The 3,075-nt window shown below is 30.9% G+C and carries 2 protein-coding genes and 2 pseudogenes; all 4 read left to right on the forward strand.

Going from position 1 to position 3,075, the window contains the following annotated elements:
* Positions 1 to 502: pseudogene (locus tag AB2369_RS12615) on the forward strand (carboxypeptidase M32); the annotation flags it as partial.
* A gap of 307 nt (positions 503 to 809) precedes the next feature.
* Entirely contained in the window at positions 810 to 2,135 is a 1,326-nt protein-coding gene (locus AB2369_RS12620; RefSeq protein WP_367666827.1) for a hypothetical protein, read from the forward strand.
* A 126-nt stretch (positions 2,136 to 2,261) separates the two neighbouring features.
* Positions 2,262 to 2,753: a transposase gene (locus AB2369_RS12625; RefSeq protein WP_367666828.1), complete on the forward strand. Its 492-nt coding sequence runs from the start codon at positions 2,262 to 2,264 to the stop codon at positions 2,751 to 2,753.
* Positions 2,743 to 3,075: pseudogene (locus AB2369_RS12630) on the forward strand (transposase); the annotation flags it as partial. The gene AB2369_RS12625 and the pseudogene AB2369_RS12630, both read left to right, overlap by 11 nt.

Here is a 3,075-nt window from a genome sequence, read left to right on the forward strand (position 1 = left end):
GGCCATAAATAAGGTAGAGCCATCATTTATAAGAGTAGAGGCTGACGAATTAACTTATAGTTTGCATGTAATAATAAGATATGAGATTGAGAAAATGTTGATAGATGGAAACTTAAATGTAGAAAATCTACCAAGGGTATGGAATGAAAAGTATAAAGAATACTTAGGGGTAGAGCCTAAAGATGATAGGGAAGGTGTGCTTCAGGATATGCACTGGTCAGGCAGAATGTTTGGATATTTTCCAAGCTATGCTCTTGGAAATATTTATGGAGCTCAGTTTTTAAATAAGATGCTTAAAGATATGCCAGATATGTATGAAAAGATAGAAGAGGGAGAATTCTCTTATATTGGTAAGTGGTTAAATGATAATATTCATGTACATGGTAGTATTTATGAACCTTCAGAGCTTATAAAGAAAGTAACTGGAGAAGAGTTAAATTCTAAGTATTTTTTAGACTATTTAAGAAATAAGTATTCTAAAGTATACAATATAGAGTTATAGAATAAACTATTATTATATAAAGAGTTCATTTAGCAAGTTTCGTATAGCTAATTATAGCTGACTTACAAGCTTGTTATGTGAGCTCTTTTAATTTGGGGACGGTTAACAACTAATTAATGCAAGAGGTTACTTAGAGTTAAAACTTATGACCAACTTTAGATAGATAAGACTATTGGATATAAGCACCACATTGTTTATTTAGCATATTTTGTAATATAACTAAGTAATAAGGGATGGTTAACTTGGGATAGCTTTAACATTAATACATTATGTATATCTAATATTTATTATACTAATTATACTGTTTATGATTAGAAAGAAGGATACAAGTTTACTATGTATTATTGGAGTTTTAGTGTTAGGGATTATAGGAACAGAATCTCTTTATAAATCTTTAATGGGTGTATTTAATTCACTAATATACGCGACTAAAGAGCTTATGCCAACAATATTCATAATTTCAATAATAACAGCCATGAGCGGAGTATTAAAAGATACCAAAATAAATGAGGAGTTAGTAAGACCCTTTAGTAAATTTATGAAAAATTACACTATTGCTTATTTTGGAATAGGACTCTTTATGATGATAATATCTTGGTTCTTCTGGCCATCACCATCCATAGCATTAATAGGAGCTATATTTCTTCCAATAGCAGTAGAAGCAGGGTTACCACCTATAGGAGTTGCAACATCTATGACCATATTTGGATATGGAATAGCCTTATCTAGCGATTATATAATACAAGCAGCTCCTAAGCTTACATCAGATGCAGCAGGGATAGGAATTTCAGAAGTCATGAGAGCGTCAATACCTTTAGAGATAACAATGGGTGTTGTAACAGTAATATCAGCTTTCTATTTTCTTAGAAAGGATATGAAAAATGGAACGATAAAAAGTGTAATGGTTGACTTTAAAATTAGTCACAATGAGGAAGATAAAATATATATTCCAGAGAAATTAAGAAAAGTTCTTGCAGTAATAATTATATTGTTATTTTCCATAGACATTGGTTTAATGATTTCATACAACCTTCAAGGAGGCGATGCTACAGCTTTAGTAGGTGGGACAGCTCTTATGATATTGTCAATAGTAGCTTTGATAGCCTACAGAGATAAAGTGTGGGAAAAGGTTACATCAAATATAGTAGATGGGCTAATGTTTGGTTTTAAGATTTTCGGAGTCATAATTCCTGTAGCTGCATTTTTTTATATGGGAGATTCGGCAATTACAAAAGTATTTGGAGAGATTTTACCCTTAACATCTAAAGGAATAGTTAATGATTTAGGTGCATATTTAGCATACCTAGTTCCTGTAAACAAGGCAGTATCAGCTATTACACTAACTGGGGTTGGAGCAATAACAGGACTAGATGGGTCTGGATTTTCAGGGATACCCTTAGTAGGATCTATAGCAAGACTTTTTGCTGGTGATAATGGTAGTTCTTTAGCAACATTAACTGCCTTGGGACAGATATCTGGAATATGGATAGGAGGAGGAACTATAGTACCATGGGCTGTGATTCCTGCGGCAGCAATATGTGGGTTGAGCCCATTTGAGGTTGCTAAGAGAAATTTGAAACCAGTATTAATAGGACTAGGAGCGACGACTTTAGTTGCAATATTAATAATTTAAATTTTAGGTTGCGTACAAATGTTAACCGTCCCTAGTTTAGGGACGGTTAACATTTATACATATAAGAGAATAATAATCACAAATTAGGTCTACAATTTATAATAAAAACAGAATAGGAGGAATATTATGCCTAGAATAGCTAGAATTAAAGATGATAAAGCTATATATCATATAATGATCAGAAGTATAAGTGAGGTGGATCTTTTTAAGGATGACGAGGATAAGATAACCTATATAAATATAATTAATCAGTACAAAAAACTATATTTATTTAAGGTTTATGGATATTGTATGATGACTAATCATGCTCACTTTATAATTGATTGTTGTGGAGCTGATATATCCAAGATAATGCATGCTATAAATTTTAAATATGCTAGATATTTTAATATTAAACATAAAAGACATGGACATCTTTTTCAGGATAGATTTAAAAGTAAAATAGTTAAAGATGAGAGGTATCTATGTGCACTTTCTTTGTATATACACAATAATCCAACTGACATAAAAGAGTATAATAAGTCACCTGAGAAATATAGATTTTCTAGTTTATCTACATATTTAGGGATTAGGAAAGATGAATTTAAGCTAGTAGTTTATACTCAGTATGTTTTCTAAGAATTTGAGGAAAGCTAGAAATAAATATAGAAATATTATAGGAACTTGTGTAGGGAAAAATATAGATTCTATAGAGTTTATTGATGATGTAACAGAATACAGAAGTCAAAGACATATAATTAAAAGAGACTATTCAATTGATAATATATTAGAATTCATATGTGAAAATTTTAATGTAAGTAAACATAGCATATATTTAAAGGGTGTAAAGAGTATGGTGAGTGTAAAAGCTATGATTGTTGTACTCATGAGAAGCATTTGTGGCATGAAATGTTCAGATATATGTAAGTTTCTTGGGAATATAACTCAAGGGAGAGTATCA

Source organism: Clostridium sp. (assembly GCF_040797585.1).
Lineage (GTDB): Bacteria > Bacillota > Clostridia > Clostridiales > Clostridiaceae > Clostridium_Z.

Excerpts from the sequence above, each read along its gene's own strand:
- AB2369_RS12620 (WP_367666827.1), top strand. The coding sequence starts at position 810 with ATGATTAGAAAGAAGGATACAAGTTTACTATGTATTATTGGAGTTTTA.
- AB2369_RS12625 (WP_367666828.1), top strand. The coding sequence starts at position 2,262 with ATGCCTAGAATAGCTAGAATTAAAGATGATAAAGCTATATATCATATA.